Consider the following 1,484-nt stretch of genomic DNA (forward strand, 5'->3'; position numbering starts at 1 on the left):
GCAAGACACCACTCTTTTTGCTAAGTGGACGATTAATCAATATACGGTTAGCTTTAACTCGAATGGTGGTAGTGCTGTTGCTCCGGTTACTACAAACTATAATACTTCCATTTCGGCTCCAACTCCTCCGACCAGAACCGGCTATACTTTCAACGGTTGGTTTAAAGAAGCTGGATTGATGACGGAATGGAATTTTGCGACAGATAAAGTCACTCAAGATACCACTCTTTATGCAAAGTGGACGATCAATCAATATTTAGTGAGATTTGACTCGAATGGTGGTAGATCAATAGCTCCAGTAATAGCAAACTATAACACGACGATTTCACCAACTTCTACGACTAGAACGGGTTATACGTTCAACGGTTGGTATAAGGAAGTAGGGATGAACACGGAATGGAAGTTCGCAACAGACAAAGTGACTCACGACATCACTCTTTATGCAAATTGGACAATAAATGAATATACAGTAAGCTTTAACTCGAATGGTGGTAGTGCCATTGCTCCGGTTACGACAAACTATAACACGACGATTACCGCACCAACTCCTCCGACTAGAGCGGGTTATATTTTCAAAGGTTGGTATAAGGATGCCGAGTTTAAGACAGCATGGGATTTTTCAACTGATAAAATAACAAATAATACAACACTATTTGCTTCATGGACTGAAATTGTTACTCCTGATCCAGAGCCTATATTATATACTCACAGTGCGTACATTAATGGTTATCCAGATAACACGTTTAGACCCGAACAAAAGGTCACAAGAGCCCAAATGGCAGTAATGTTAATGAAAAACCTAGGTTTAAATGATGTTACGGAAAAGGGCGAATACAATGATGTGCTAGAAACGCATTGGGCTTACAAAGAAATCATGCTGGCAAAACAACGTGAAATTATGTTCGGAATAGGAAGTTCGTTCAACCCTAATGATTACATTACTCGCGCTCAAATGGCCACAATCGTCTATAGATGGTTAAAGAAAGAGTGTTCAAATAACTCACTTGCATTTGAACAATGTTCGACTCTTGTTCAAAAGGCTAACACTACTTATAGCGATATAAAAAGTGATAATTGGGCAGCAGAAGCCATATTAGCCATTAAACACTTTAAGATCATGGAAGGTTATCCAGATGGTTCGTTTAAACCAAATACACATTTGACAAGAGCTCAAGCAGTGAAAGTGTTAAATCGCTTATTTAAACGGGGTCCTCTAGAAGGAGACTATAATCCAACCTTTAAAGATGTACCCAAAAACCATTGGGCATTTAAAGAAATTGAAGAAGCTGCAAGAGACCACCAATATATTATTTCCAGTGATAATAAAGAAGTATTTGTGGAAGAGTGAATTGGTTCATGGTTGCTGATTAAAACTAAAAAAAGCCTACCTTTCTGTAGATTTATAGAAAGGTAGGCTTTTTTATTTGGGTAGTTGCTAGTTCACAACGTTTTCCGCCGTAATCAATCAAACGTTTGATTGATAG

General features: G+C 38.3%; 1 protein-coding gene. It reads left to right on the forward strand.

Features of this window, described 5'->3' with window-relative positions:
- On the forward strand, positions 1-1,348 hold a 1,348-nt coding region (locus LRP83_RS07215), incomplete at its 5' end, for an S-layer homology domain-containing protein (protein WP_230496022.1).
- Between the last annotated feature and the right edge of the window lie 136 nt (positions 1,349-1,484).

The sequence above is a fragment of the Pseudoneobacillus rhizosphaerae genome (assembly GCF_917563885.1).
Taxonomy (GTDB): Bacteria; Bacillota; Bacilli; order Bacillales; family Cytobacillaceae; genus Pseudoneobacillus; species Pseudoneobacillus rhizosphaerae.